This is a genomic window from Brachybacterium sp. NBEC-018, from assembly GCF_024860185.1.
Classification (GTDB): domain Bacteria; phylum Actinomycetota; class Actinomycetes; order Actinomycetales; family Dermabacteraceae; genus Brachybacterium; species Brachybacterium rhamnosum.
This window is the reverse complement of record NZ_CP100650.1, coordinates 1609213-1634447: the sequence shown is the minus strand read 5'-3', so window position 1 is coordinate 1634447 and position 25235 is coordinate 1609213. Positions and strand designations below refer to the sequence as shown.

Annotated in this window: 28 protein-coding genes, 1 tRNA gene and 1 riboswitch; of the genes, 10 read left to right on the top strand and 19 right to left on the bottom strand. The window is 73.4% G+C overall.

What is annotated here, in order from left to right; genetic code table 11:
* Position 1 precedes the first annotated feature (1 nt).
* Positions 2–463: a MarR family winged helix-turn-helix transcriptional regulator gene (locus NLU66_RS07300; RefSeq protein WP_259362264.1), complete on the bottom strand. Its 462-nt coding sequence runs from the start codon at positions 461–463 to the stop codon at positions 2–4.
* Positions 464–633: 170 nt separating this feature from the next.
* Between NLU66_RS07300 and NLU66_RS07295 the strand changes: the two genes are divergently transcribed.
* From NLU66_RS07295 to NLU66_RS07280, 4 genes are all read left to right on the top strand, one after another.
* Positions 634–1848: an MFS transporter gene (locus tag NLU66_RS07295; RefSeq protein ID WP_259362263.1), complete on the top strand. Its 1215-nt coding sequence runs from the start codon at positions 634–636 to the stop codon at positions 1846–1848.
* Positions 1849–1931: 83 nt separating this feature from the next.
* Complete coding sequence (locus tag NLU66_RS07290; RefSeq protein ID WP_259362262.1) at positions 1932–2756, top strand: aldo/keto reductase; 825 nt, start codon at positions 1932–1934, stop codon at positions 2754–2756.
* Positions 2757–2857: 101 nt separating this feature from the next.
* Positions 2858–3127, top strand: a complete 270-nt coding sequence (locus NLU66_RS07285) for a hypothetical protein (RefSeq protein ID WP_259362261.1) — start codon at positions 2858–2860, stop codon at positions 3125–3127.
* Between the two features lie 151 nt (positions 3128–3278).
* A complete protein-coding gene (locus NLU66_RS07280; protein WP_259362260.1) occupies positions 3279–3431 on the top strand; it encodes a hypothetical protein in 153 nt (50 codons plus the stop codon).
* A 126-nt stretch (positions 3432–3557) separates the two neighbouring features.
* Here the strand turns inward: NLU66_RS07280 and NLU66_RS07275 are convergent, their stop codons facing one another.
* Both NLU66_RS07275 and NLU66_RS07270 read right to left on the bottom strand, forming a co-directional pair.
* A complete protein-coding gene (locus NLU66_RS07275; RefSeq protein WP_259362259.1) occupies positions 3558–4658 on the bottom strand; it encodes a Gfo/Idh/MocA family protein in 1101 nt (366 codons plus the stop codon).
* Positions 4659–4804: 146 nt separating this feature from the next.
* Positions 4805–5101, bottom strand: a complete 297-nt coding sequence (locus NLU66_RS07270) for a Dabb family protein (protein WP_259362258.1) — start codon at positions 5099–5101, stop codon at positions 4805–4807.
* A 77-nt stretch (positions 5102–5178) separates the two neighbouring features.
* Here NLU66_RS07270 and NLU66_RS07265 point away from each other — a divergent pair, with 77 nt between their 5' ends.
* The gene (locus NLU66_RS07265; RefSeq protein WP_259362257.1) at positions 5179–5865 is read left to right on the top strand and encodes a DNA alkylation repair protein; all 687 of its coding nucleotides are present in this window, start codon (positions 5179–5181) and stop codon (positions 5863–5865) included.
* Positions 5866–5930: 65 nt separating this feature from the next.
* On the opposite strand, the gene NLU66_RS07260 is transcribed toward NLU66_RS07265, so the two are convergent.
* From NLU66_RS07260 to NLU66_RS07245, 4 genes are all read right to left on the bottom strand, one after another.
* Positions 5931–7664 carry a bifunctional 3'-5' exonuclease/DNA polymerase gene (locus NLU66_RS07260; RefSeq protein ID WP_259362256.1) on the bottom strand — a complete coding sequence of 578 codons (1734 nt, stop codon included), beginning with the start codon at positions 7662–7664 and terminating at the stop codon, positions 5931–5933.
* Positions 7665–7743: 79 nt separating this feature from the next.
* Positions 7744–8958, bottom strand: coding sequence for a formaldehyde dehydrogenase, glutathione-independent (fdhA, locus tag NLU66_RS07255; RefSeq protein WP_259362255.1), 1215 nt, complete (start codon positions 8956–8958; stop codon positions 7744–7746).
* A gap of 208 nt (positions 8959–9166) precedes the next feature.
* Complete coding sequence (locus NLU66_RS07250) at positions 9167–9370, bottom strand: cold-shock protein (protein WP_103385063.1); 204 nt, start codon at positions 9368–9370, stop codon at positions 9167–9169.
* Between the two features lie 272 nt (positions 9371–9642).
* Positions 9643–10110, bottom strand: coding sequence for a GNAT family N-acetyltransferase (locus tag NLU66_RS07245; protein WP_259362254.1), 468 nt, complete (start codon positions 10108–10110; stop codon positions 9643–9645).
* A 42-nt stretch (positions 10111–10152) separates the two neighbouring features.
* Here NLU66_RS07245 and NLU66_RS07240 point away from each other — a divergent pair, with 42 nt between their 5' ends.
* Positions 10153–10761: a class I SAM-dependent methyltransferase gene (locus NLU66_RS07240; protein ID WP_259362253.1), complete on the top strand. Its 609-nt coding sequence runs from the start codon at positions 10153–10155 to the stop codon at positions 10759–10761.
* A 6-nt stretch (positions 10762–10767) separates the two neighbouring features.
* Here NLU66_RS07240 and NLU66_RS07235 read toward each other — a convergent pair whose 3' ends face one another.
* Both NLU66_RS07235 and NLU66_RS07230 read right to left on the bottom strand, forming a co-directional pair.
* Positions 10768–12153: an MFS transporter gene (locus NLU66_RS07235; RefSeq protein ID WP_259362252.1), complete on the bottom strand. Its 1386-nt coding sequence runs from the start codon at positions 12151–12153 to the stop codon at positions 10768–10770.
* Positions 12145–12237: riboswitch (TPP riboswitch) on the bottom strand. It overlaps the preceding gene by 9 nt.
* Positions 12238–12357: 120 nt before the next feature.
* Entirely contained in the window at positions 12358–12840 is a 483-nt protein-coding gene (locus NLU66_RS07230) for a hypothetical protein (protein WP_259362251.1), read from the bottom strand.
* A gap of 100 nt (positions 12841–12940) precedes the next feature.
* Here NLU66_RS07230 and NLU66_RS07225 point away from each other — a divergent pair, with 100 nt between their 5' ends.
* Positions 12941–14947, top strand: coding sequence for a prolyl oligopeptidase family serine peptidase (locus NLU66_RS07225; RefSeq protein ID WP_259362250.1), 2007 nt, complete (start codon positions 12941–12943; stop codon positions 14945–14947).
* Between the two features lie 15 nt (positions 14948–14962).
* Here NLU66_RS07225 and NLU66_RS07220 read toward each other — a convergent pair whose 3' ends face one another.
* The 9 genes from NLU66_RS07220 to NLU66_RS07180 all read right to left on the bottom strand — a co-directional run bounded on the left by NLU66_RS07220 (position 14963) and on the right by NLU66_RS07180 (position 21862).
* Positions 14963–15964, bottom strand: coding sequence for an acyltransferase family protein (locus NLU66_RS07220; protein WP_259362249.1), 1002 nt, complete (start codon positions 15962–15964; stop codon positions 14963–14965).
* Between the two features lie 98 nt (positions 15965–16062).
* A complete protein-coding gene (locus NLU66_RS07215; protein ID WP_259362248.1) occupies positions 16063–16827 on the bottom strand; it encodes a phosphotransferase family protein in 765 nt (254 codons plus the stop codon).
* Positions 16828–16894: 67 nt separating this feature from the next.
* Complete coding sequence (locus NLU66_RS07210) at positions 16895–17113, bottom strand: hypothetical protein (RefSeq protein ID WP_259362247.1); 219 nt, start codon at positions 17111–17113, stop codon at positions 16895–16897.
* Positions 17114–17259: 146 nt separating this feature from the next.
* Complete coding sequence (locus NLU66_RS07205) at positions 17260–18066, bottom strand: DUF4184 family protein (protein ID WP_259362246.1); 807 nt, start codon at positions 18064–18066, stop codon at positions 17260–17262.
* A 65-nt stretch (positions 18067–18131) separates the two neighbouring features.
* On the bottom strand, positions 18132–18560 hold the full coding sequence (locus tag NLU66_RS07200; protein ID WP_259362245.1) for a GNAT family N-acetyltransferase: 429 nt from the start codon (positions 18558–18560) through the stop codon (positions 18132–18134).
* A gap of 36 nt (positions 18561–18596) precedes the next feature.
* Positions 18597–19196 (bottom strand): phosphoglycerate transporter, encoded by a 600-nt coding sequence (locus tag NLU66_RS07195; RefSeq protein ID WP_259362244.1) that lies wholly within the window; start codon positions 19194–19196, stop codon positions 18597–18599.
* Between the two features lie 38 nt (positions 19197–19234).
* A complete protein-coding gene (locus NLU66_RS07190) occupies positions 19235–20701 on the bottom strand; it encodes a hypothetical protein (RefSeq protein ID WP_259362243.1) in 1467 nt (488 codons plus the stop codon).
* A 425-nt stretch (positions 20702–21126) separates the two neighbouring features.
* A tRNA-Lys gene (locus NLU66_RS07185) sits at positions 21127–21199 on the bottom strand.
* Positions 21200–21280: 81 nt separating this feature from the next.
* A complete protein-coding gene (locus NLU66_RS07180) occupies positions 21281–21862 on the bottom strand; it encodes a hypothetical protein (RefSeq protein ID WP_259362242.1) in 582 nt (193 codons plus the stop codon).
* Positions 21863–21945: 83 nt separating this feature from the next.
* Here NLU66_RS07180 and NLU66_RS07175 point away from each other — a divergent pair, with 83 nt between their 5' ends.
* Entirely contained in the window at positions 21946–22608 is a 663-nt protein-coding gene (locus NLU66_RS07175; protein WP_137770050.1) for an IMPACT family protein, read from the top strand.
* A gap of 24 nt (positions 22609–22632) precedes the next feature.
* On the opposite strand, the gene NLU66_RS07170 is transcribed toward NLU66_RS07175, so the two are convergent.
* Entirely contained in the window at positions 22633–23361 is a 729-nt protein-coding gene (locus NLU66_RS07170; RefSeq protein WP_259362241.1) for a hypothetical protein, read from the bottom strand.
* Positions 23362–23469: 108 nt separating this feature from the next.
* Here NLU66_RS07170 and NLU66_RS07165 point away from each other — a divergent pair, with 108 nt between their 5' ends.
* Together NLU66_RS07165 and NLU66_RS07160 are read left to right on the top strand one after the other, a co-directional pair.
* Positions 23470–24246 carry an IclR family transcriptional regulator gene (locus NLU66_RS07165; protein ID WP_259362240.1) on the top strand — a complete coding sequence of 259 codons (777 nt, stop codon included), beginning with the start codon at positions 23470–23472 and terminating at the stop codon, positions 24244–24246.
* Positions 24247–24436: 190 nt separating this feature from the next.
* Positions 24437–25207 (top strand): SDR family oxidoreductase, encoded by a 771-nt coding sequence (locus NLU66_RS07160; RefSeq protein WP_323374601.1) that lies wholly within the window; start codon positions 24437–24439, stop codon positions 25205–25207.
* The last annotated feature ends 28 nt before the right edge of the window (positions 25208–25235 follow it).

Below are 25235 nucleotides of genomic sequence, written 5' to 3'. Positions count from 1 at the left end.
CCTATCCGGCCGGGACCGGCTCCGGCGCCTGCTCGTGCAGCGCGCCGACGAGGGCGGAGAGCTCGGGGATCTCGGCGGCCTCGGCGAGGGCGCTCTCGAGCACCCGGTCGTGCGTGGGGTGCGCGGCCTCGAGCAGGGCGCGGCCGGGCGGGGTGAGCTCGGTGTAGATGCCGCGGCGGTCATCGGTGCAGAGGATGCGCACGAGCAGGCCGCGGTCCTCAAGGCGGGTGACCAGGCGCGTGGTGGCGCTGCTGGAGAGCGCGGCGGCGCGCGCGAGCTGGCGCATGCGCATGTGCCAGCCGTCCTGCCTGCTCAGCGCGTCGAGCACGGTGAACTCGACGACGGAGAGCTGGTGCTCCTTCTGCAGCGCCTGCTCGAGCTCGCCCTCGATGAGCCCGTGGAGCGCGGCGAGCGTGCGCCATCCCCGTGCTCGGATCTCTACGGCGTCGTCCGCGATGCCCATGTGGCCTCCCTTACTCGTACGAACGCACCCAGCATACCCTCCTTGCGCCGATAGCGCGCGTATGCAACGATCTCGTCCGTCGGATTCCTTTGCGTCTGCAACTACTGCAGACGCGCTTCATCGTCTGGCGCAGGATATCCCGCGCCGCACACCCAGGAGGATCACCCCTCATGCCCCTCGCACTCCTCGCACTCGCCGCAGGCGGGTTCGGCATCGGACTCACCGAGTTCGTCATCGCCGGCCTCCTGCCCGAGGTCTCCACGAGCCTCGGCGTCTCCGAGGCCACCGCCGGCGGCCTCGTCTCCGGCTACGCCCTCGCCGTCGCGGTGGGCGGGATCCTCATGACCGTCGCGCTCTTCCGCGTGGACCGCAAGCGCGCCCTCCTGGCCCTGATGATCTTCTTCATCGCCGGCAACCTGCTCTCCGCCCTCTCCCCCGACTACACGACCATGCTCGCCGGCCGCATCATCGCCGCCCTCACCCACGGCGCGTTCTTCGGCATCGGCTCCGTCGTCGCGGCCTCCCTGGTCGCCCCGCAGAAGCAGTCCGGCGCGATCGCGCTCATGTTCGCGGGCCTCACCATAGCCAACGTGCTCGGCGTGCCGCTGGGCACGCTGCTCGGCCAGGCCGCCGGCTGGCGCTCCACCTTCTGGGCCATCACCCTCATCGGGATCCTCGCCCTGATCGGCATCGCGATCCTCGTGCCGCGCGGCGTCGCCGCCCCGCAGAGGAACGGCGGGAGCATCCTGCGCGAGTTCACGATCTTCCGCTCCGGCCAGGTGTGGGCCTCCATGCTCGTGACCGTGCTCGGCTACGGCGGCATGTTCGGCGCCTTCACCTACATCGCCTTCACCCTCACCGAGGTCTCCGGCTTCGCCTCCTCCTCGGTGCCGTGGCTGCTCGTGCTCTTCGGCGGCGGGCTCTTCATCGGCAACATCCTCGGCGGCCGCGCCGCGGACAAGCACGTGAGCCTCACCCTCGTCGTCGCGCTCTCCGCCCTGACCGCGGTCCTCGTGATCTTCGCGCTCACCGCGCAGAGCAAGGTCGCGACCATCGTCGCGCTCGTGCTCATGGGCGCCCTCGGCTTCGCGACCGTCCCGGCCCTCCAGACGCGGATCATGCGCCACGCGTCCGCGGCGCCCACGCTCGGCTCCGGCGCGAACATCGCCGCGTTCAACCTCGGCAACGCCTTCGGCGCCTGGGTGGGCGGCATGACCATCACCGCGGGCCTCGGCTACACCTCCCCGCTGTGGGCCGGCGCGGCGATCACCCTCGCGGGCCTCGCGATCCTGCTCGTCGCGGATCTCGCCCCCGGCGGCGAGCTGCGCCGACGGGGCACCGCGGAGGTCACCCCCGCCGCCGAGCCCGCCCTCGCAACCCGGTGACCCCAGCGGCCACCCCACCCGCTCCCCTCACCCACCTCCCGTCGGCCGACCCCGGCCGGCACCACCACCCGGAAGGACCCCTCATGACCACCTCCGTCCCCACCGTCCCCCTCCGCGACGGCAGCTCCATCCCGCAGCTCGGCTTCGGCGTCTTCCAGGTCCCGGACGACGAGACCACCGCCGCCGTGGGCCACGCGCTCGAGGCCGGCTACCGCAGCATCGACACGGCCGCCGTGTACGGCAACGAGCGCGGCGTGGGCCGGGCGATCGCCGCCGCGGGCCTCCCCCGCGAGGAGCTCTTCGTCACCACCAAGCTGTGGGTCGCCGATCTCGAGGACCCGCGCGCGGCGCTCGCGGCAAGCCTCGAGAAGCTGGGCCTGGACCACGTGGACCTGTTCCTCATCCACTGGCCGGCCCCCGCGACCGACGCCTACCTCGGCGCCTGGCAGACCCTCGAGGCGCTCCGCGCGGAGGGCCTCACCCGCTCGATCGGCGTCTCGAACTTCCTGCCCGAGCACCTCGACCGCCTCGCCGAGCTGGGCGGCGAGCTGCCCGTGATCAACCAGGTGGAGCTGCACCCGGCGCTGCAGAACCGCGAGACCGTCGCGGCGAACGCCCGCCACGGCATCGTCACCGAGGCGTGGAGCCCCCTCGCCCAGGGCGCCGTGCTCTCCGACCAGGCCGTGCTCGACGCGGCGGAGGCCCACGGCGTCACCGCCGCCCAGGTGGTGCTGCGCTGGCACCTCCAGCAGGGACGCGTCGTCATCCCGAAGTCCGTGACCCCCGCCCGGATCGCCCAGAACCTCGACGTGCTCGGCTTCGACCTCACGCCGGAGGAGCTCTCGGCGATCGACGCGCTGGACCGCGACGGCCGCACGGGCCCGCACCCGGCGGAGTTCAACGACTGATCCCCTCGACGGCCGACGGGGGCGCCCGGCCCATCACCGTGCAGGTGGTGGGCCGGGCGTCCCCGTTACGCTGTCCGGGACCGATCGTCCTGAGGAGACCCGTGACCGACCGCCCCCGCCGACCCTTCGACGCCACCTGGCTGCCCTTCGGCATCCTCATCGGCACGATGCTCGGGATCGGCGTGGGGATCGAGGTGTTCGGCAGCATCTGGGCCGGCGGCGCCGTGGGCGTGGGCCTGGGCCTCGCGATCGGGATCTTCCTGGGCCTGCGCGGCCGGCGTGGCCCGAGCGCCGAGGAGAGCGAGGACGCGATCATCGACGCGGCCGAGCGCGAGGCCGCCCGCCGGCGGGATCCTCGCAGCGACGACTGAGCGGGGGCGGGGGCGCGGATCGTTCCTCCCGAACGGTCTGTCATGCACATTCCAGGTGTCGTGCCCGAATCTCCGAGGTTCCGGTGCCATGCTGTGGATCACACCGGGTGAACCGGCGATGAACAGCCCCCTGCTTCCCGAGGAGGACTCGATGAAGATCACCGATACGCATGACACCGCAGCCGAGCACTTCGACTACCTGGCGGAGGAGACGGTCGACAGCGACGCCGACCTGATCACGCTCACCACGGGCAGCCCCCGCCGCTCCGTCTCCGAGGAGCTCCAGGACAGGCGCTCCGCCTGACGGCACGGGGTGGAGCATGCTCCACCCCGTCTCCACACCACCGCGAGCGGTGGGTCGCCCTTCCCCCTGGGGCGGTCCACCGCTCGCGGCTTCTCCCTGCATCCCCGCGGGCGGCAGGGACCGGGCTCAGGCGCCGATGCTCACCTCGGCGCCCGCGGCGGCGGAGCGGTAGCAGGCCTCGAGGACCTCGGCGCGGCGCAGCGCAATCTCCCCGGTGTGCTCGGCGGGATCGCCGCTGCGCACCACCTCGATGAAGTCCGCGACCGCGGCGGCATGCCGGCCGTCGGGGCCGACGGCCGGCGTGACCTCCGCGGGGAGCCCCGCGACCTCGGTCCAGACGGTGAGGTGGTCCCCCTCCGGCGTCCCGAAGACGAGCTCCGCGCCGCCCTCGGTCCCGTACAGCGTCACCGAGCAGCGGTCCGAGGGGATCATCTGCGCCCAGCTCGCCTCGAGCAGCACCGTCGCGCCGTCCTCGAGTCGCAGGAAGGCCGTCGCGAGGTCCTCGACCTCGAAGGGCACGCCGTCGGCGACATCGGAGATGCCGAAGCCGGAGCCGCCGCGCCCGCGCGGGCCGAAGTCCGCGTAGGTGCTCGCGGAGGCCGTGCGCACGGCGGGCTCACCCAGCAGATGCAGGGTCATGTCGAGCATGTGCACGCCGATGTCCGCGAGGGCGCCGCCGCCGGACTTCTCCGCCTGCGTGAACCAGGTCCCCAGGCCCGGGATGCCCGCGCGGCGCACCCAACCGGTCTTCGCGTAGTGGATCTCGCCCAGCACGCCGGACTCGATGACCTGGGCGAGGGCGGCGACGTCGCCGCGGCGACGATGGTTGAAGGACACCTCGAGGATGCGGCCGGTGCGGCGGGAGGCCTCGACCATCGAGCGGGCGGCCTCGGCGGACTGCGCCATCGGCTTCTCGGTGAGGACGTGGACGCCGGCCTCGAGGGCGGCGATCGCCATGGGCGCGTGGAGGAAGGTGGGCGTGGCGACGGAGACGATGTCGAGATCGGCCTTCTCGAGCATCTCCTGCCAGTCCGGGTAGCGCAGCTCGACGCCGTGCTCGTCGCCGAAGCGGGTGAGCAGGTGGTCCTCCATCGCGGAGAGGGCGACGAGGTCCACGGTGGGGTCGGCGGCGTAGGCGGCGACGTGCTGCTGGCCGGCCCAGCCCAGGCCGATCACGCCGGCGCGGAGTCGTCGCGGGGCAGGGGTGGAGGAGGTGGCGGTGGTCATCGTGAGGGTCCCTTCGTCGGTGGAGGCGCCCGGCAACCCTAGTGGCTGGGGAGCGCCCGCGCCGTGGCGGGCCGGTGCCCGGGACCGCCGCCCCGGCGACGGTGCTCGCGGTGCGCGGCCGCCGGTCCGTCCGACGGGCATCCGGCTCAGGCGAAGGGGACGAAGTCCTGCTCGGCGAAGTCCGCGACCTCGGTGGCCCAGCGGGAGGCGACGAAGCCGCGGTGGTCGGGGTGGGCGTCGTAGGCGTCGTAGGTGGCCTGGTCCGCGAAGGTCATGGCGAACTGGAAGCGGAACGGGCTCTTGGCGCTCACCTGGCGGGAGACGGTGAAGTCCTGCACGCCGGGGATCGCGGTGAGCAGGGCGGGCCCGGCGGTGAGGAAGTCGCGCTCCTCGGCGGAGCCCTCGGCGTGGACGAGCGTGAAGGACACGGTATGGCGGATCATGGAGGCACCGTAGCCGCCTGCCGCCCCCGCTCTTGGCACGAGCCATATCGTGGGCGGTCCGCCCGGAGGAGAGAGACATGACCGCGACCGACGACCCCGCTCGGACCGTCCCCGCCCTGCTCGAGGAGCTCGACGGCCTCGCGGACCCGCGCATCCTCGAGGTCAACCGGCGCCACGGCGACGAGCACGCGGTGAACCTCTCCGCCCTGCGCGCCGTCGCGAAGCGCCTGCGCTCGGACCACGAGCTCGCCCTCGCCCTGTGGGCCACCGGTCAGGTGGACGCCCGGCTGCTCGCGCTGCTCATCGCGAAGCCCCGCCTGCTCTCGCCGGAGGAGCTCGACGCCATGCTCCGCGAGGCGGGCACCCCGAAGGTGCAGGACTGGCTGGTCAACTACATGGTCCGCAAGTCGAAGCATGCCGAGGTGCTGCGCGGGCGCTGGATGGAGGACCCGGACCCGGTCGTGCAGAGCGCCGGCTGGGCGCTCACCTCCGAGGCCGTCGCGAAGCACCCCGAGGTGCTCGACCTGACCGCCCTCCTCGACGACGTCGAGGCGCGGATGGCGACCGCGCCGGAGCGCCTGCAGTGGGCGATGAACCAGACCCTCGCGACGATCGGGATCGAGCATCAGGAGCTGCGCGAGCGGGCCCTCGCGATCGGTGAGCGGCTCGGCGTGCTGCGGGACTACCCGACGTCGGCGGGCTGCATCTCGCCCTTCGCCCCGATCTGGATCACGGAGATGGTGGCGCGGCGCGAGGAGGCCTGAGCCTCCGCGCCCCGCCGGACCGGTCGGCCCCGTCGGCCCCGCCGGTCGTGCCCTTCTTCCCCGGGTCACTTCGCGGAGCGCTCCGTGATCGTCAGGTCCAGCGGGAAGTCGACGGGGCTGCCGGGGAACAGCAGCCTGCCCGCGGATTCCGCGGCGTCGCGGACCGCCTGCGCGGCCTCCTCCGCATGCTCGCGCGGGGCGTGCACGATCACCTCGTCATGCAGGAAGAACGCCAGGTGGGGACGGTTCCCGAGTGCCGGCCCCGAGGCGGTCGCCGCGTGCTCCTCGGGGACGGGGGCGACCCGGGACAGCCGCAGGCGGAGATCCGCGAGCCACGCGAGGGCCCACTCCGCGGCGGTCCCCTGGACCACGAAGTTGCGGGTGAAGCGGCCCCGGTCACGCCCGGCGCGGCGGGCCCGCTCCTCGTCGGCGGTCGTCGCGTCGACCACCCCGCCGCGGGTCTGCACCGCCGCCCACTCCGGGCCCGGCGGCGGGGAGGTGCGCCCGAGCCAGGTGTGCACGGTCCCGCCCCGCTCCCCCGTCGCCGCCGCCTCGTCCACGAGTGCCATCGCGCGCGGGAACGTGCGCCGCAGCCGCGGGACCAGGCGCCCCGCGTCCCCCGTCGTCGACCCGTAGAGCGCACCGAGCACGGCGACCTTCGCCTCCGCCCGGGTCGCGACGACCCCGGCCTCGACGATGCCGGAGTAGAGGTCCTTGCCGCGGCCGGCGTCGGCCATCGCCCGGTCCCCCGCCATCGCGGCGAGAACCCGCGGCTCCAGCTGGGAGACGTCCGCGCCCACGAGCATCCAGCCAGGATCGGCGCGCAGCGCGGGACGCAGCTGCCGCGGGATCTGCAGCGCACCGCCGCCGTTGGACGCCCAGCGCCCGGTGACGACGCCGCCAGGCAGGTAGACGGGCCGGTAGCGGCCCTCGTGCACCCATTCGTCGATCCACGCCCACCCGTTCGCGGTGAGCAGCCGCGAGAGCTTCTTGTAGCGCAGCAGCGGCTCGATCGCCGGGTGATCGTGCTCGGCGAGCTCCCACTGCGAGGTCGAGGAGACGTCGATCCCGGCACGGCGCAGCGCCTTCAGCACCCGCGGCGGCGAGTCCAGCGACAGCATCGGATCGCCCAGCGCGGCCCGCACCTGGGCGCCCACCTCGACCATGCGGGCCGGCGGCTGGCCGTGCCCGGGCCGGGGGCCCAGCTGCTCGGCGAGGATCCGGTCGTGCTCGACCACGTCCCAGGGCATGCCCGCCGCCTGCAGCTCCGCCGCGACGAGGCCGCCGGCGGACTCCGCCGCGGCGAGCAGGCGCAGCGGTGAGGGATCCGCGGCGGAGGCGATCGCCGCCTGCTGCCGGGCGTGCTCGGCGAGCGTCTCCTCGAGGTCATGGGGCACCGCGGAACCCGCCGCAGGGGCGACGTCGAACAGGGTCGCGGCCGGGGGCCGGCCCTCCGCGGGGACGACGGGGCCGGTCTCCCAGGAGGTGGCGGCGCGCAGCGCGGCGCCGTCGGTGACCGCGGCGGCGTGCTGGAGGATCGTGTGGACCAGGCGCAGGTCGTGGCAGCGCTCCACGCGCACCCCGGCGGCGAGCAGCCCCGGGTACCAGGTGGCCGTGTCGCTCCACACCCAGCGCGGGGTCCCCGCGGCCTCGTGCCCGGCGACGACCTCCGCCAGCCGCTCCTCGTCGAACTCCTGCCGCGGGCCGGGCTCGCCGTCCCCGCCGATCTCGCATAGCGCCACCCTGCCACCGGCCAGGCGTCCCAGCACACATGTGGTGGGGCGAGGGGCGGCGGTCATGTGCCGAGGGTACTGCGGGTCCCCGACGCCGACGGGCGCCCGGACCGCTCACGGTCCGGGCGCCCGGCGGCGGGGCCGACTACTTGATGTAGCCGTTGGGGTTCAGCACGTACTTCCTCGCCGCACCCTGGTCGAAGTCCGCGTAGGCCTGAGGCGCCTCGTCCAGCGGGATCGGGGTGGCCTTCACGGCCTTCGCGATCTGCACCTTGTCATGGAGGATCGCCTGCATCAGCTGGCGGTGGTACTTCATGACGGGGCATTGCCCGGTCGTGAACGACAGCGACTTCGCCCACCCGAGCCCCAGGCGGATCGAGAGCGACCCCTCCTGGGCGGCGGCGTCCACACCGCCGGGGTCGCCGGTGACGTAGAGCCCGGGGATGCCGAGCGCGCCGCCCGCCTCCGTGAGATCCATGAGCGAGTTCAGCACCGTCGCCGGCGCCTCGTGGCCGGCGTCGGATCCGTGACCGCGGGCCTCGAAGCCCACGGCGTCCACGCCGCACTCGACCTCCGGGACGCCGAGCAGCTGCTCGATCTGGTCGCGCGGGTCCCCCTGCGAGACGTCGACCGTCTCGCAGCCGAAGGAGCGGGCCTGCTCGAGCCGGTCGGCGTTGAGGTCGCCGACGATCACGACGCCGGCGCCGAGCAGCTGCGCGCCGACGGCGGCGGCGAGGCCCACCGGACCGGCGCCCGCGATGTACACCGTCGAGCCCGGCTTCACGCCGGCGCTGTAGGCGCCGTGGAAGCCGGTCGGGAAGATGTCCGAGAGCATCGTGAGATCGAGGATCTTCTCGAGGGCCTGGTCCCTGTCGGGGAATGTCAGCAGGTTCCAGTCCGCGTACGGGGTGAGGACATACTCGGCCTGGCCGCCGACCCAGCCGCCCATGTCGACGTAGCCGTAGGCGCTGCCCGGGCGGTCCGGGTTCACGTTCAGGCAGATCCCGGTCTTGCCCTCCTTGCAGTTGCGGCAGCGGCCGCAGGCGATGTTGAAGGGGACCGAGACGATGTCGCCCTTCTTGATGAACTCGACGTCCGGGCCGACCTCGACCACCTCGCCGGTGATCTCGTGTCCCAGGATGAGCCCCTCCGGGGCGGTGGTGCGGCCGCGCACCATGTGCTGGTCGGAGCCGCAGATGTTGGTCGCGACGGTGCGCAGGATCGCGCCGTGGGGCACCTTCCGGCCGACGTTGGCCGGGTTCACCCCCGGACCGTCCTTCAGCTCGAACTCGGGGTAGGGGGTGTCGACCACCTCGACGTGGCCTGCTCCCTTGTAGGCGACAGCTCTGTTCTCAGACATCATCGTCCTTCCGTGGAACCACTGACGAGCGGCACCGCGAGCGCACCGGGCGACCGGTGCCGCGGGCCCCGCGAGCACGGGGCCCTCCCTCGCCAGCCTGCCCCGGCGGTCAGGGAAAGACAAGGTCCGGAGGTTCTCCCTCCGGACATGACGGAGCGCCCGCCGGATCGTTCCGACGGGCGCTCCGAGAGCTGTGGGGCTCCGGGGCTCAGGCGCCCTGGATGTTCACGGCGGTGAGGCCGCGGTCGGTGCGCTCGACCTCGAAGGAGACCTTCTGGTTCTCCTCGAGGTTGCGGTAGCCGGTGCCAGCGATGTTGCTGAAGTGGGCGAAGACGTCGTCCGAGCCGTCGTCGGGGGCGATGAAGCCGAAGCCCTTGTCGGCGTTGAACCACTTCACGGTGCCAGTAGCCATGTTCCTGTAATCCTTCGATGTCGTCGGCCGAGTCTCGGCCAATGATGCCTGCCGCCGGAAGACGCTCCGCCGACGACGTGGACCCCGATCAGGGTCCGGCGGCACGCCGCGGACGACGTGCCGAGCACTAGGTTCGCAGACTTTCGCCCCGGATGCGAGCACGATTCCCCGATTGTTCATCGAAGGAGACCGATCGCTCGGTCCCGACTGCTCGGAAGCGACCCTCGAACGGAGTGCCCGCGCACGGTCGCCCGGGCTCAGCGCCCACAGGTTCAGGGGTTCCCGAGGTCCTTGACGAGCGTCTCCGAGGTCTCGGTGGCCGTCCGCCTGACGCCCCCGTCGTCCACGTACTCGTAGGAGACGGTCTCGAGCTGGCCGGTCGCGCGGTAGCCGCGTCGCTCGTAGAGCCGTCGGGCGCGCGGGTTGTCCAGCCCCACGGCGCAGGCGATCCGTCCGCGGGGCCGCGCGAGCTCCTCGGCCGCCTCCATCAGCCGGCTGCCGACGCCTCGGCCCCGTGTCGGAGCATCGACGCTGAGGTTCTTGAGCAGAGGGAGCTCCCCCTCGTCCACCTCGCAGGAACCGACGGGGAGCTCGCCGCTCCAGGCGATGAGGAAGGTGCTCTCCCCTCGCTCCTGGCGCGCGGCCGCATGGCGGGCGAAGCCCTGTCCCGCCGGCTCGCGGGCCTCGAGCAGCGCGACGTCGGCCGGGGCGCAGCGACGGATCTGGACCGGGATCTCCATCCCTCCATCATCCCGGAGGCGCACCCGACGTACGGTGCCGTCATGGCGCTTCCACCTCGGGACTCCGACCGCGACTTCAGCGCGTACAACGCCGCGCAGGCAGGGCGCCCGCCACGCCCGCTGGCCCGGCGGGCGCTGGCCGCGCTCCGCGAGCGGGTGCCTGCGCCGCGGCGGCCGCTCGCTGTCGACCTCGGCTGCGGCGCCGGGATCGAGTCCCGGTTCCTCGCGGAGAACGGGTGCGAGGTGCTGGCGATCGACGGGGACCCGAGCGTGCGCCCCGTGCTCGACGCGCTCGCGCAGACGCTGCCGATCCAGGTCCTGATCCAGCGGCTCCAGGAGCTGAAGCACCTGCCCGACGCGGACCTCGTGCTCTCCTGCGCGGCTCTGCCGTTCGTGCCCCGATCGCATTGGGATGCCCTCTGGGCGCGTGCCGTCGGCTCCCTGCGGCCGGGCGGGGTGATCGCTGTCGACCTCTTCGGCGACCACGACGACTGGGCATCCGCCGAGGGCACGTATCTGCGTCGCGACGAGGTCGAGGCGATGACCCGCGATCTCGACGTGATCGAGATCGGCGAGGAGGAGTGGGACGGCGGTTCCTTCTCCGGGCGGAAGCACTGGCACACCTACCAGGTCATCGCCCGCCGCCGCTGAGCGCCGTCACCGCTCCCCGGCGAGCGCGACCGCGTCGAGGTCCCCGTCGAGGTCCGCGGGCGTGAGGCGCGGGCCGAGCCGGGCGCCGAGGATCAGCAGCGCCGCCCCGAGCACCATGAGCAGCAGCACCGAGCCGCGAGGGCCGGTGATCCCGGCGAGCAGCGGGAGGTAGAAGGGGTACAGGGCCGGCAGCACGAGGGAGAGGCTGTAGGCGGAGCCGTACCCGGTGGAGCGCACGGCCGTGGGGAAACGCTCGGACAGATACGCGGAGACCGGGCCGTAGGCGGCGACGGTCACCACCTGCAGCAGCGCCGCGCAGAGCGCCGCCCGGGCGAGGCTCCCGGAGCCGACGGCCGCCCACCACAGGGGCGGCCCGAGGAGCAGGGCGGCGATCCCCCAGAGCGTGAGCAGCCGGCGCCGGCCGATCACCGTGGAGAGGTGCCCGGCGAGCGCCATCGCGAGCGCCTGGGCGACGGAGGCGATGCCCATGGCGAGCGCGACCTCGGTGGCGGCGAGGGCGCCGCCCTCCCCGAGCCGCGCGGTGAGCAGCAGGACCGTCGTGTTCGTGAGCAGCCAGAGCCCCGTCATCATGACGAAGGCCTGCCGGAAGGCGCCGGACCAGCGGCCTGCGAGCACCTGCCGGACGCCGCCCCGCACCGGCGTCGTATCCCCGTCCGTCGTGGCGCGGCGGGTGATCGGCGCGTCGACGACGTGCGAGCGGTAGTACAGCAGCATCCCCAGCGAGAGCAGCGCGCCGACGACGAACAGCAGTCGCCAGCCCCAGACGGCGTACTCCTCCGGCCCGAGCACCAGCAGCAGCGTGGCGGTCGCGAAGGCGATCGCCCCCTGCGCCCACGGCGCCATCGAGAGGATCAGGCCGCTCATGAGGCCACGGCGGCGCGGCGGCGACCACTCCATGGCGAGCGGGATCGCGGCGGAGTACTCCCCGGCGACGAAGATGCCGCCCAGGAAGCGCAGACCGAGGATCAGCGCGATCGTGCCCGCGCCCAGCAGCTCGTGCGTGGGCATCGCGGCGATCAGCAGCGCGCACCCGGCGGTGCCGGCGATCGCGACCTGCGTGGTGCGGGTGCGGCCCAGGCGGTCGGAGATCCTGCCGAAGACGACCCCGCCGACGGGCCGACCGAGCATCATCGCGATGACGACGATCGCGCCGGTCGCCGCCGCGACCCCGGGCCCCGCGACCGTGGCGAGCGCGGGGGTGAGCGCGGTGAGCGGCAGGAACACGTGGACGTTGTCGATGAAGTTCCCGACCACGCCGGCGCGGAGCGCGGCGCGCCCCGTGGGCGGCAGACGGTCCGGCGGGCCGACGGGGCCGGGGTGGTCGACCTCGTCGATGGTGGGTGCATCGGTCGCGGGCAGGCGCGAGCGCATGGCGGACATCCCTTCGTCAGTACGAGCTGCATCAGGTTCCACGGGTGTGATCTCAGCGCCGGCGGCGCACCCCGTGTCCGCGATCGAGTATCCCGGGTGCGGGTCGCGCCAGGCCGACGTGTCCACGGGACACCGCCGTCTTCGCGCCGGGGCCCGGGCGCGCCGACCGCCGTCGGCCGACCCGCTCCTGCCGGCGCGCCGCCCTCAGCCGATCTCGTCCGGCCAGCTCCCCGGCATCGAGCCGTCCTCGGCGGCGGGGACCATCCCGCGGTAGCCGGTGACCGTCTCCCACCGGTCTCCGCGGGCGCGGACGAACAGGTAGACCTCGCCGGCGTCCTCGATGCCCGTGAGGGCGTCGCGGCTCTCCCCGCAGCCGTACGGCAACGAGAGCACCTCGATGCTCGACCCCTCGCCGTCCGCCGGGGCTCCGGAGACCCACTCGGCGACCTGAACGGTCCACAGCGGCACGTCGTACAGCTCGTAGCGACCCGTCGCGGGCGGTCCGTCGACCGTGCCGCGCACGACGGCGTCGGACTCCGCCGCCGCGTCCGCGGGCGTCTCCAGGGAGATCCAGTCGATGCAGCTCGCGGCGGTGGCCTCGTCCTCCGGGCGCGTCGCCGGGCCGTCGCAGCCGCTGAGGGCGGCCGCTCCGGCGAGCGCGGCGAGCAGGGTGCGTCGGCGGACCATGGGCACATCGTGCACCCGCCGGACACCGTCGAGGAGGTCCGTGACCGCATCGCAACCGTGATCGTGCACCGGCCGTGGCCTGGCTCGATAGCGTGCAGGGATGACCGCTGACGCCCCCGCCTCCCCGTCCCTCGACCTCCGTGACGTGGAGGCGTTCCTGCGTGTGCCGCGGGTCTCCGCGATCGCCGCGGGCCCGGGCGGCCGGGCGGTCGCGGTGGTGCAGGAGGCCGACGAGCACCTCTCCCGCCTGGTCCCCTCCCTCTGGGAGCTCACGGCCGGCGGCCCGGCCCGGCGACTGACGGTCTCGGAGAAGGGCGAGTCCTCGCCGCGCTTCGCGCCGGACGGCTCGCTGCTGTTCACCTCCTCCCGTCCCGATCCCGCGGGGGACGCGCCCGAGGGGACGACGGCGATCTGGCGGCTGCCGCTCACCGGGGAGGCGCAGGTGCTCGCGCACGCGCCGGGCGGGCTCGAGCTGCTCGACGTGGCCGGCGACGGCACGATCCTCGCCGCGACGAGCGTGCTGCCCGGGGTGAGAATCGAGGAGGACGCCGAGGCGCGCGCGGCGCGGAAGGACGCGAAGCGCACGACGATCTGGCACACGGGCATGCCGATCCGGCAGTGGGACCACGAGCGCGGCGACTCCTCCCGCCACCTCCTGCTCGTCACCGCGCAGGGCGAGCTGCGGGATCTCACGCCGGACGCCGGCACGCTGCCCCTGCACACGGCCTCCGCGACGCTCTCCCGTGACGGGCGCACCGTCGTGACCGAGTGGACCGAGCGGATCGCCCGCGGGGAGACCCGCACCGGCCTGGTCCGCATCGACGCGGCGACCCTCGAGCGCACGGCGCTGCTCGAGGCGACGGACGAGCACGGCTACGACTCCCCCGTGCTGTCCCCGGACGGCCGGCTCCTCGCCGTCACCCGCTCCACCGTCTCCACCCCGACGGACACGAGCTACGGGCGCCTGGAGATCCACGACCTCGAGGGCGGCGGCGTGGTCGCGGCGGATCTCGGCGACCTCACCGCCGGGCAGGTGGTGTGGCAGGCCGACGGCGGCACGCTGCTCGTGAGCGGGGACCTGCACTCCTCCGGTGCGGTGCTCGCGGTCGACCCCGCGACCGGCGCCGTCTCCACGCTCGCCGCGGGCGGCGTGTTCTCCTCCCTCTCCCCCGCGGAGGACGGCTCCGTGCTCGCCCTGCGCAGCGACGTGGCGACGCCGGCCCGCCCGGTGCGGATCACCGCGGAGGGCGCCGTGGAGCTGCCCACGCCGGGCGCCGTCGGCCCGATTCCCGGCACCCTCGAGAAGGTGACCACCACGGTGGACGGCGTCGAGGTGCCCGGCTGGCTGTGCACGCCCGCGGGTGCGAGCGCCGAGGATCCCGCGCCCGCGCTGCTGTGGGTGCACGGCGGCCCGCACTCCTCCTACAACGCGTGGAGCTGGCGCTGGTGCCCGTGGCTGTTCACCGCCCGCGGCTACGCGGTGCTGATGCCGGATCCGGCGATGTCCACCGGGTACGGGGACGCGGGGCTGAACCGCGGCTGGCCGCGCCGGCCCGACGTCGTGCTCGCCGAGTGCGAGGCGCTGCTGGACCTCGTGCTCGAGCGGCCCGAGCTCGACGAGACGCGCACGGCGATGCTCGGCGCGAGCTTCGGCGGGTTCATGGCGAACTGGATCGCCGGGCACACGGACCGCTTCGACGCGATCGTGAGCCATGCGGGGCTGTGGGCGCTGCCGCAGCAGCACCGCACCACCGACGCGGCCGCCTCGAAGATGCGCGTGCACGGCCACGAGGACGCGGATCCCGAGTGGTACCGCGCCTACTCCCCGCATGCGGCGGCCGCCGCGATCACCACGCCGATGCTTCTCACGCACGGCAGCCGCGACTTCCGGGTGCCGATCAGCGAGGCGCTGCGGCTGTGGTGGGACCTGGTCTCGCACTGGGACGGCGCCCCGGAGGACATGCCGCACCGCTTCCTGCAGCTCACGAGCGAGAACCACTGGGTGCTCACGCCGTCCAACGCGCTCACCTGGAACGAGACGGTGCTCGCGTTCGTCGACCAGCACGTGCGGGGCGGTGCGCCGATCCCCGAGGTGCTGCCCTGGTGATCGCCGCGGCGCCCGTCAGCCGCGCTCGGCGCTCCGGCGCCGCAGGTCCGGGAAGACGTACAGCCACGGGGTGCGCGGCCGCAGGTGCACCGCGCCGATGCAGGCGCCGAGGGTGACGGTGCCGAGGATCAGCGCGCCGGGCAGACCGTCGGGCAGCGGCAGGTAGCGGGTGAGGATCTCGAGCACGGGCAGGTGCACGACGTACATGACGATCGAGCTGCGGCCCATCCACTCGAGGGCCCGCACCGGGCGGATGCGCGGGAGGCGCTGCGCCACCCCGATCGCACCGAGGATCCCGATGATCACGACGACCTGGTCGAGCACGGGGATCTGCGGCTCGCCGTCCGCCCGCACGGCGAGGACCGCCCAGATCATCGCGACGACGATCCCGGGCACGGCCACCGCGAGCGGGACCTTCCGCGCGAGCAGGGTCCGGCCGAGCGCCGCGCCGGCGAAGAAGAACACCGCGTAGTAGACGAACTTGTCCGGGCGCAGCCCGTACAGGTCCGGGGAGACGCCCAGCAGCGGTGCGGCCGTCCAGACCACGATGCTCGCGATCGCGACCCAGCCCGGCGGGACGCGCTTCAGCACCAGTCCCACCACGTAGTAGCTCAGCAGCGCCATGAGGAACCACGTGTACATCCCGTTGATCCACCACAGCGGCTCGGCGGAGGACTCGAACAGCTGGGTGGCGCCGAGGACGACCGACCACACGAGCCACGGCCACAGCAGGTTGCGGGCCTTGCCCTCGAGGAAGCGGCCCGGCGGCTTCTTCAGCGAGCGGGGCAGCAGCATCCCGGAGACGAACAGCAGCATCGGCATGCGGAACGGGGTCGCCGCCTGGGCGATGACCACGAGCGCGCGCGGCGTGTCGCCGTCCCAGATCCCCTGGAGGATCTCGAGGTGCAGCAGGACCACGAGCAGGATCGCGGTCCCGCGCACGAGGTCCATCCAGTGATGGCGGGCGCGCGGCACGGGCACGAGATCGGCGGCGCGATCGGTGACAGGCGTGGACATGGTCGTCCACGGTACGGTCCGTGCGCCGCGAGCGCTCCCCTTCGGGCCGTCACGGTGTGTCGCGCCACGTCCTCGCGGCCGCGATCCGGGCACCGCGTTCAGGGGGCGGGATCGTCCATCCGGGCGCGGAGCACGTCGAACTCGCAGCCCGGGGCGTCGGGGGCGAAGCCGTGCTCGAGCAGCCAGCGCGCGGCCGTCAGGCTCCGCAGCGACCACCAGGCCCGGATCGCGGTGCGGTCCGCGGGCTGCCGGCCGTCGGTGTCGTAGCCGGCGAGCAGGTCCTCGAGGCGCTCCTCGTGGCCGAGGGTCAGCACGGCGAGGTCCATCATCGGATCGCCCGGGGCGGCCTCGGACCAGTCGATGATCCCGGTGACCTCGTCCCCGTCGACGAACACGTGCGTGATCTGCAGGTCCCCGTGGATGAACGCCGGCGCCACGGGCCGCAGCGCCTGCTCGGCGATCGCCCGGTTGCGGTGCACCATCTCAGCGGGGACCACGGCGGTCTTCAGCAGCCAGTCGCACTCGCGGTCCAGCGCCGCCCGCAGCTCCGCGACCGGACGCGTCGTGCCGGGCGGCAGCGGCGCCTCGTGCAGCCGCCGGATCACCCGCCCGGCAGCGTGCCAGGCGCCGGCCGTGGCCGGGGAGGGCTCACCCAGCACGCCGAGCGCACAGCCCGGGACGCGCGCGATCGCGAGCACGGGCGGCCGGTGCCAGAGCACGGGCGGGGTCGGCACGGGCGCGAGCTGCATCCCGCGGATCTCGACGGCGGCGTGCGCGGGATCCGTGTCGACCTTGAGGAACACGTCCCCCACGCGCAGCGTCGCCCGCTCGCTGTGGGCGACGACGACCTCGATCTCGTCCATGCCACCAGCATGTCGCTCGATCTCCGGGCTGTCCTCTCCTTTCCGGCCGACGGCCGGGCGGGCCCGGTCAGGCGGGCACGGGCGGGGCGGCGAGCACGGTCGGCGCGGCGAGAGCGGCGGGGGCCGCGACCGCGGCGATCCAGTCGGCGAGCCTCTTCCCGGGGAGCGGGCCGACGGTCACCTCCGTCTCCCCGCTGGTGCAGGTGACCCAGATCCCTGCGGAGTCGGCGTGCAGGGTCAGGGCGTCGGTGTCGACGTCGGACAGCTCGAGTGCGGGATGGTTCATGATCGCTCCGGATCCTCCGCCGGCGGCCGTCGTTCGTCGATGAGACGGCGGCACCGGATGGACGGATAGTACTCACGCCCGAGGCCCCGGCAAGTCTCGGGATGGTAAAGGTTTCCGCTTTCACCGCTGTGAATCGTTATCGCAGGTCATCCGCACTTTTGTGACCTATCGGAAACCTGCTGGGGAAAGCGCTTGGAGCGCCCTCGCAGGGCGATCGCGAGGGCGAGCACGAGCAGCCCCCAGAGCCCGCAGGCGGTGGGCAGGACCCCCATGAGGCGGTAGACCTCGCCACCCGTGCCGGGCACCCCCGAGTGCGCCGCACCCAGGACGAGAGCGCCGGTCATGAGCAGCGGGAGTGACAGCCAGCAGCCCCACCGGATCACGCCCGGTGCCGGCCGGACCGGCCCGACCGGCTGTCTGCTGAGGCGCAGCGCGCCCCAGACGGCGAGCACCACGAGCCCACCCACCCCCGAGGCGTACTGCACGATCTTGTAGCCGGGCAGCGGCCCCCACATCGCAGCGAGCACCGGGACCCACTGCGTGCCCGCGCGGTGCGCATGGCTGAAGGCGTCCCACAGGAGATGGCTGCCGACGCCCGCGGCGAGCAGGAGCAGCAGGAGCACTCCGTCCCGCACCGAGGGGAAGGTCTCCCGGATCGCGCCGTCGCCGCTCCCGTCCCAGGACGACGGCAGCCGCTCGCCCACCCGTGGCGGTGCGAGCGCGCGGGCGGCGGGCCGCAGCAGGCCGCGCCAGATCAGCAGCAGGCCGAGGGCGAGCAGCGTCGTGGCCGGGATCCACCGCGGGTCATGAGTGAGCGGGTAGGCGTTCGGGACGATCCCGCGCAGGAACAGCGGGAGGTCCGGGGCCATCGCACCGACGGCGAGCGGCGCGGCGACACGGGCGCGGCGCGCGAAGGGCAGCGCGACGATCGCGTGGCTCGGGGTGAACGGCATGGCCGCATGCTAGATCGGCGCCACCCCAATACGGCACGGCACTCCGGAACCCCGATCATCCCGGGTCAGCGGGCGAACCTCACGAACGCACGGCCGGGCTCTGTATCTCCCAGCTGCGAGAAGCCCAGGGACTCGTAGAACGCCTTCTGTCCGTCCTCTTCGTCCGTGATCAGGACGTGCTGCCGAACGGTGACGAAGTGAGCGAAAGCTTCGCGGACGAGCTGCCCACCGACTCCTGCTCTGCGTGCGTCCGGAGCGACGAGCACGTCCTGGAGGTAGCAGATCGTGGCGCCGTCGCCCACGAGGCGTGCCAGGCCGATGAGCACGTCGTCAGCGCGCGCAACGACGACGCGCAGCGAGTTATGCAGTCCCTTCATGAGGGCGTCGATGTCCCGGGTGTACGTGCTCCAGCCCACCGAGGAGTAGAGAGCCTCCACCTCCGCCGCACTCGGCAGAGTGGACTCGGTGCAGGTCGTGATCGAGAGCGCTTGCATGCTCCGACGCTACCCCGGCTTCCGGGCCCGTCGGCCTCACGCTCCCGTTTTCGGCACTCCGGGCACCGATCCCGTGAAGCGGACGTCCGCCATGCTCCGCGGATCGAATCGCTCGACGAAGTCGCGTTCGTTGGGGACCCAGATCTCCTGCCAGAGCTGCTCGTGATCCCTTCCGATCTCCGCGTCGCGGGCGCGGCCCCGCGTGGTGGCGGTGGCGAGGTCCACGTCGCACCAGATCCGCAGGTCCAGTGCCGGCGCGGTGGCCGGGTGGAACAGCCCGATGAGGTCGACGATCATCACGTCGCCACGCGGCACCGGCTCCGGCTCGCCGAGGGCACGCAGCGCCCAGTCGTACCGTCGAAAGGTGGAGTCGCGCCGTTCGCGGAAGGGCACGAGGACGTCGCGAGCGAGCCGTTCACGTTCGACGCCGTCCCAGTCCGACGACCGACGGTGAGATCGGGACGGATCGAGGAAGTCGTCTCCCCGCATCCGCACCGCGCCCTCGACCTCGGACTCCAGCCATCGGGCCACGGTGGACTTCCCCGACCCTCCGAACCCGGAGACCCCGACGACGACCGGGCGTCCTGCTCTTCGTCGGGTCTCGCCGACGATAGCGGCGACCTCCTGCGCGTCCATTCGAGGACTGTACCGAGGCACGACTCACGGCCCTCGGTTCACACCCCGGAGAAGAACGGCGCCGGCGGCACCTGCCCGGGCGTGGCCGGGCCGCCGGCCGGGCCCTGCTCGGTGCGGCGCGCCCGGGCGGAGCGGCGGAACCAGTTCACGAGGAATCCCGGCACGAAGCGGTCCACGAACGGTGCACCGAACCGGGAGATCGCCTCGATCACCGCGCCGATGACGAAGGCGAGCAGGGGCATCCAGAGCGCGAGGCCCATGTGCACCACGATCGAGCCCATCATCCCCATGTGCGCCTGCGCGCTCGTCCACACCAGACCGAGCAGGACGAGCGACCAGACCGTGTAGGCGAGCGGGAGGGCGACCCATGAGGCCACCAGCGCGATGACGTTCCCCTTCTCGATCTCGCGGTCGCGGTTCCACAGCACGGCGATCAGGAGCGGCACGACGAGGGCGATCAGCACCATCGGGACCCACACGTACCAGGGCAGATCGAAGAACCAGACGTACTCGCCGTCGCGGCTGAGGCCGAGGCTCTCGACGTCGCCCTGCGTGCTCACGCGCACCGGCACGACCAGCATCCCGAGCCCGGGCAGGAGGGCGAGGGCCGTCGGCCCCCAGATGGGGAGGGAGAGGAGCAGGGGCAGGACGGAGCCGCCGTCACCGTCGACGGCGAGGCCGATCGCGCCGCCGATCACACCGAGGATCCCGACCGGGACGGCGAAGGTGAGCGCGTGGACGAGGGCGAGGCGGAATCCGGCGGCGAGGTCCGCGACGAGCGGCCACCAGCGCGGCTTCGTCAGCCCCGCCATGTGGCCGAGGAACAGCGGCACCGTGATCAGCGCCCAGGTCCCGAAGAACATGTCCGCCCCGGCGGAGTGCATCGAGAACGACATGCCGAGGGACTCGTCGGCGTAGGAGAACGCGGTGAGGCGCACGATGATCACGGCGACGATCGCGACGCCCAGACCGGAGATGCCGGACCACAGGGCCGCGCCGAGCACACCGTTGCTGCTCCATCGGCGCTGCGCGAGGCGCGCCAGCACGAAGCCCGCGACGACCATCGCGATGGTGATGAGCAGCGGGAGTCCGCGCCAGCTCACGGTGAAGCTGCCGAAGAACCCGAGGTCCATCTGCATCTCGTAGGAGCCGAAGGAGGCGAGGGAGACCAGCTGGAACGGTATCCCGAGCAGCCCCACGATCGACTCGAACGCACCGTCGCTGCTCGAGGGTGTGGTGCTGCCGCCGGTGGGGTCGAGGGTGCCGCCGGTGACGTCGCCGGTGTCCGCGGTGAGCGCGGCGGCGACGGCGGAGGCGATGACGACCAGCGAGGTCAGCAGCGCCACGATGTAGGCGACGGCCCCGGCAATGAAGGTGGGCAGCGGGTTTCCGATGCCGATCTTCTTCAGGGTCGCGCCGACCTGCGCCGTCGACAGGTTCGAGCCGGGCGCCGGCTGCCATGCTGGCTGCGGCTCCGCGGCGCTGGGCGCCGAGGCGCTGGGCACCGATGCGCCGTGCTGCCCGGGTGCCTGTCCCGGCTGCTCCCCGCCCGGCTGCGCCGGGCTCCCGTTGCCGCCGTACGGCTGATTCCACTCCGGCATCTGCGTCCCTCTCACGTGCCTGATTCTTCTGGGCGCGGTGATGTACCCCCGAGCGGGAGTTTATCCGGGGGTGGGACGATCCCGAGGCCGGGTGACCGGCCGTTCGGTGCCGGGCGCTGAGCCGGCGCCTGCGCCGTCGCGACAGCCGGGTGGCACTCGATCATCGTCGCGGGACGGGGCCGAGGGGCGGAGCGAGGGCGGCAGGGCCAGGGCCTCCTGCGAAAAGACTGGTCATCATGTACATGATGACCAGTCATTTTCAGACACGAACCGGTCCGGAGCCGGCCGACGGGGCGCTCGCGGACCTCGGGATCGTGGCGTGATCAGGGTGGGCCCGGTGGGGATCGAACCCACGACCCGCGGATTAAAAGTCCGATGCTCTGCCGACTGAGCTACAGGCCCGTGCCCGCCAAGCGGGCCGTCCCATCGTAGCGGCGGGACGGGCCGTGGCGGGCACGGGCCTGCGGTGCGGGGAGGGGCCGGTCAGGCGGTGCGGCGGCGCTGCACGACCATCCAGATGATGCCCGCGAGGAGCAGCAGGAAGCCGAGGATGCCGCCGAGCACGGCGAGCAGCACGCCGCCGATGCCGCTGAAGATTCCGCCGATGGAGACGGGCGGGCCGAGCGCGACGGGGCTGCCGGCGCAGTCGATCTGGTAGTCGCCGGCCGTGCTCGCGGTGAACGAGTTGAAGGAGACCCAGGTCTGGCCGTCGATCGTGGTGGAGCTGGACTGGTTCGTGCCGCCGCTCGGCTCGGTGCCGTCGGGCGTGATCAGGGAGCAGCTGGGCGGGGTGGAGCCCTCGGGGGCGTAGGCCTGGATCTCCTCGCCGGCCTCGGCGGTGTAGGTGCCCGCGCCGGAGGAGTAGACCTGGATGTCGCCGATCCCGCGGGCGGTCGCGCCGAAGCCGATGACGGCGAGGACGATGCCGGAGACGAGGCTGAGCACGAGGATCAGGGCGCCGATGACCAGGAGGACCACGGGCCCCTTGGAGCGGCGCTTCGGAGGGGCAGCGGGGCCGGGCTGCCACTGGCCGCCCTGCGGGGCACCGGGGTATGCGGCGGTCATGGGGGCTCCTTCATCGGTCCGTCCAGGATCTGCCCAGGCTATCGCCCGCCCTAGACTCACCACCATGTCTGAAGCCGGTCACCGTGCCTGATCCGCTGGTCCTCGCCGCCGACGTCGAGACGGAGCTCGTGGAGAAGCGGTCCCGCTTCCTCACCCGTCTGCACCGCGTCACCTCGGTGGAGGAGGCCGACGAGCGGATCCTCGCGGCACGCCGGGACCATCCCTCGGCCCGGCACCGCTGCACGGCCCTCGTGATCGGGGAGACGGAGACCGCGGCGGTCGTGCACCGCTCGAGCGACGACGGGGAGCCGTCGGGCACAGCGGGGATGCCGATGCTGCAGTCGCTGCTGCATGCGGAGCTCACGGACACCCTCGCGATCGTCATCCGCTACTTCGGCGGGGTGAAGCTCGGCGCGGGCGGACTGGTGCGCGCGTACACGGCCGGCGTGGAGCAGGCGGTCGCCGCGGCGACGCTGCTGCGCCGCACCACGCTGAGCGTCGCGCGGATCGAGGTGGGCCACGCCGATGCGGGCGCGGCGGAGCATGCGGTGCGGACCTGGGCCGACGCGCACGGCGCCGCGATGGAGCCCACCGCGTACGGCTCCCGCACGGCGGTGCTGACGGTGCTCGTCGAACCCTCCCTGCTGGAGGAGCTGCGGGCCGATGCCGCGCGGTGGTCCGCGGGCCGGGCACGGGTCGAGGAGGCCGGGAAGCGCCTCGCGGACGTCCCGCTCGCCGGAGCCTGACGCCTGCCGCTCAGAGCCCGCGCCTCAGAGCCCGGGCACGTCGACGTACCAGTCCGGCACGGTCTTCAGGGGCCGGCAGGATCCCTCGGCGGAGCCGACGAGCAGCGTGAGCACCTCGAAGGCCGTGTCCCGGGCGAGGGTCGCGAACTCCTCGATCCGCTCCTCCGGCACCACCGGGTGCACCCAGCGCCAGTGGGAGGCGGGCTCGTCGCGCAGGTCCACGGGGTCGCGGGAGATCGCGAAGGCGGTGCCGGGCGGTCGCACGGCGTCGAGCACCGCCTCGAGCACGGGCCCCAGGTCGCCGTCCTCGACCCGGGCGAGGCTGTCCCCGCTGCCGCGACCGCTCGCGACCTCGACGACGAGCGTCCCGGAGGCGGCCTCCTCCTCCCAGGCCAGCGCCTGGATCGAGTAGACCGCGCCGGGCGCCTCGAACTGCTCCATGAGCACGCGGGCCAGCAGCTGGGACCGCTGGATCGCGGCGGCCGCCCCGGGCACGCCCGCGCGCCAGGGCACGCCGACGTCCACGGCGAGCGCCCCCTCGAGCCGGCCGCGCTGCGCGTACGCCTCCCGGGGCACGACGTTCGCGTTGTACAGCCACGCGTAGTGGGGCACCTCGAGGGCCTCGAGGAGCGCTGGATCCGCGTGCTCCCGTCGGGCCAGGGGCGTCGCCTCCGGGCGCGCGGTGAGGCCGAAGCGATCACGCAGATGCTCCAGCTGCTCCTCGGGGGCGGGGGCTCGTCGGCGGGCGGCCATGCCCCCACGGTATCGGGGCGGCCCGGGTCAGGACCGGCGGCGCGGTCCGGGGTGCTCCTCGCCCCGCCGCTAGGATCCCTCAGGTCACCACCCCGGAGAGAGGCACCGATGCCCGACGTGAAGGATCCCGCCCCGGCCGTCAGCCGTGCCCTGCGCGTGCTCACCGTGCTCGGCGCCTCCCCCGCGCAGCCGATGACGCTGACGACGATCGCCCGGGAGCTCGGGATCGCGAAGTCCTCGACCTCGAACCTGTGCGCGGCCCTCGAGCAGGGCCGGATGATCCGTCGCGTCGAGGGCGGCTACGTGCTGGGCATGCGCACGGCGGAGCTGGGCGGCCAGTTCGCCCTCCAGTTCCACCAGATCCGGGAGTTCTTCCCCGTCGTCGAGGAGGAGGCGGAGCTCGCTGGGGAGCTCGTGCAGATCGCGGCGCACGACGACCTCGACACCCTGTACCTCGTCCGCTACGAGGGGCGCGAGCGGCGCCTCGGCTCGCCGCTGGGCACGCGCCTTCCGCTCGTGCTCACCGCGACCGGCCTCGCGATGCTCTCCGCCATGCCGGAGGCGGCGGTCGAGGACGTCCTCGCCCGCACGGAGATCCCGGCGCTCACGGCGCGCACGTCGACCTCCGCCGCGGCGATCCGCGCGCAGATCGAGCAGGCCCGCGAGCGGGGCGTCGCGATCGACGAGGGCGCCTCGACGGTGGGCGTCACCGGGATCGCGGCGCCGCTGCCGCCGTGGCACCCGGCCGATCCGATGCTCGCGGTGGGCACGGCGATCCCCTCCGCGGAGCTCGACCCTGCGCGCATCGAGACGATCTCCGCGGCGATCCTCCGCGTCGCCGCGGCACTGACGAATCCGCTCGGCGCGGCCTCGCGCCGCCGCTGAGCGCTCTCCCCGCCCCTTCCACCTCCGCCGCTCCTCCGGGAGAGGATGAGGGCGACCTGTCTCACACTGCCTCACGGTTCAGGATGCTGAACCGTGTCCCCCAGAGAGGACCGGGTGCCGTAGTCTGGCGCCGGTCCTCGTCACCCGTCGACGAGCACCACCGACATCGCCTCGCCAATGGAGCCGCCCCATGTCCGTCGCCGCCTTCGACCTCAGCGGTCGCCTCGCCCTCGTCACCGGATCCACCCGCGGGATCGGCCGGACCCTCGCCGAGGGGCTCTCCGCCGCCGGCGCGACCGTCGTCGTCCACGGCCGCAGCCTCGAGCAGGCCACCGCCGAGGCCGCCGCGATCACCGCCGCGACCGGCACCCCGGCCCTCGCGACCGCCTTCGACGTCACCGACACCGCCCAGATCGACACGGCCCTCACCGCGCTCGAGGCGGAGCACGGCGCCCTCGACGTGCTCGTGAACAACGCCGGCATCCAGCGCCGCGCCCCGCTCACCGAGTTCACCGACGAGGACTGGGACGACCTCGTCGCCACGAACCTCTCGAGCGCCTTCAAGTGCGCCCGCCGCGCCGCCGCCGGCATGATCGCCCGCGGCTCCGGCCGCATCATCAACATCGGCTCCGTGCAGTCCCAGCTCGCGCGCCCCTCGATCGCCGCCTACAGCGCGACCAAGGGCGGCATCGTCATGCTCACCAAGGGCCTCACCGCCGATCTCGCGCCCCACGGCGTGCAGGTCAACGCCCTCGCCCCCGGCTACTTCGCGACCGAGCTGACCGCCGCCCTCGTCGCCGACGAGGAGTTCTCCGCCTGGGTCGCCGGGCGCACCCCCGCCGGCCGCTGGGGCGCGACCGAGGACCTCGTGGGCCCGCTCGTCTTCCTCGCCTCCGACGCGGCCGCCTTCGTCAACGGCCAGACCCTGTACGTCGACGGCGGCATGACCGCCGTCATCTGACCCGCTCGGAGGCCCCGCCTCCGCGTCC

Coding starts and splice junctions, on each gene's coding strand:
- NLU66_RS07300 (WP_259362264.1), bottom strand. CDS start 463: ATGGGCATCGCGGACGACGCCGTAGAGATCCGAGCACGGGGATGGCGC.
- NLU66_RS07295 (WP_259362263.1), top strand. CDS start 634: ATGCCCCTCGCACTCCTCGCACTCGCCGCAGGCGGGTTCGGCATCGGA.
- NLU66_RS07290 (WP_259362262.1), top strand. CDS start 1,932: ATGACCACCTCCGTCCCCACCGTCCCCCTCCGCGACGGCAGCTCCATC.
- NLU66_RS07280 (WP_259362260.1), top strand. CDS start 3,279: ATGAAGATCACCGATACGCATGACACCGCAGCCGAGCACTTCGACTAC.
- NLU66_RS07275 (WP_259362259.1), bottom strand. CDS start 4,658: ATGACCACCGCCACCTCCTCCACCCCTGCCCCGCGACGACTCCGCGCC.
- NLU66_RS07270 (WP_259362258.1), bottom strand. CDS start 5,101: ATGATCCGCCATACCGTGTCCTTCACGCTCGTCCACGCCGAGGGCTCC.
- NLU66_RS07265 (WP_259362257.1), top strand. CDS start 5,179: ATGACCGCGACCGACGACCCCGCTCGGACCGTCCCCGCCCTGCTCGAG.
- NLU66_RS07260 (WP_259362256.1), bottom strand. CDS start 7,664: ATGACCGCCGCCCCTCGCCCCACCACATGTGTGCTGGGACGCCTGGCC.
- fdhA (WP_259362255.1), bottom strand. CDS start 8,958: ATGTCTGAGAACAGAGCTGTCGCCTACAAGGGAGCAGGCCACGTCGAG.
- NLU66_RS07250 (WP_103385063.1), bottom strand. CDS start 9,370: ATGGCTACTGGCACCGTGAAGTGGTTCAACGCCGACAAGGGCTTCGGC.
- NLU66_RS07245 (WP_259362254.1), bottom strand. CDS start 10,110: ATGGAGATCCCGGTCCAGATCCGTCGCTGCGCCCCGGCCGACGTCGCG.
- NLU66_RS07240 (WP_259362253.1), top strand. CDS start 10,153: ATGGCGCTTCCACCTCGGGACTCCGACCGCGACTTCAGCGCGTACAAC.
- NLU66_RS07235 (WP_259362252.1), bottom strand. CDS start 12,153: ATGCGCTCGCGCCTGCCCGCGACCGATGCACCCACCATCGACGAGGTC.
- NLU66_RS07230 (WP_259362251.1), bottom strand. CDS start 12,840: ATGGTCCGCCGACGCACCCTGCTCGCCGCGCTCGCCGGAGCGGCCGCC.
- NLU66_RS07225 (WP_259362250.1), top strand. CDS start 12,941: ATGACCGCTGACGCCCCCGCCTCCCCGTCCCTCGACCTCCGTGACGTG.
- NLU66_RS07220 (WP_259362249.1), bottom strand. CDS start 15,964: ATGTCCACGCCTGTCACCGATCGCGCCGCCGATCTCGTGCCCGTGCCG.
- NLU66_RS07215 (WP_259362248.1), bottom strand. CDS start 16,827: ATGGACGAGATCGAGGTCGTCGTCGCCCACAGCGAGCGGGCGACGCTG.
- NLU66_RS07210 (WP_259362247.1), bottom strand. CDS start 17,113: ATGAACCATCCCGCACTCGAGCTGTCCGACGTCGACACCGACGCCCTG.
- NLU66_RS07205 (WP_259362246.1), bottom strand. CDS start 18,066: ATGCCGTTCACCCCGAGCCACGCGATCGTCGCGCTGCCCTTCGCGCGC.
- NLU66_RS07200 (WP_259362245.1), bottom strand. CDS start 18,560: ATGCAAGCGCTCTCGATCACGACCTGCACCGAGTCCACTCTGCCGAGT.
- NLU66_RS07195 (WP_259362244.1), bottom strand. CDS start 19,196: ATGGACGCGCAGGAGGTCGCCGCTATCGTCGGCGAGACCCGACGAAGA.
- NLU66_RS07180 (WP_259362242.1), bottom strand. CDS start 21,862: ATGACCGCCGCATACCCCGGTGCCCCGCAGGGCGGCCAGTGGCAGCCC.
- NLU66_RS07170 (WP_259362241.1), bottom strand. CDS start 23,361: ATGGCCGCCCGCCGACGAGCCCCCGCCCCCGAGGAGCAGCTGGAGCAT.
- NLU66_RS07165 (WP_259362240.1), top strand. CDS start 23,470: ATGCCCGACGTGAAGGATCCCGCCCCGGCCGTCAGCCGTGCCCTGCGC.
- NLU66_RS07160 (WP_323374601.1), top strand. CDS start 24,437: ATGTCCGTCGCCGCCTTCGACCTCAGCGGTCGCCTCGCCCTCGTCACC.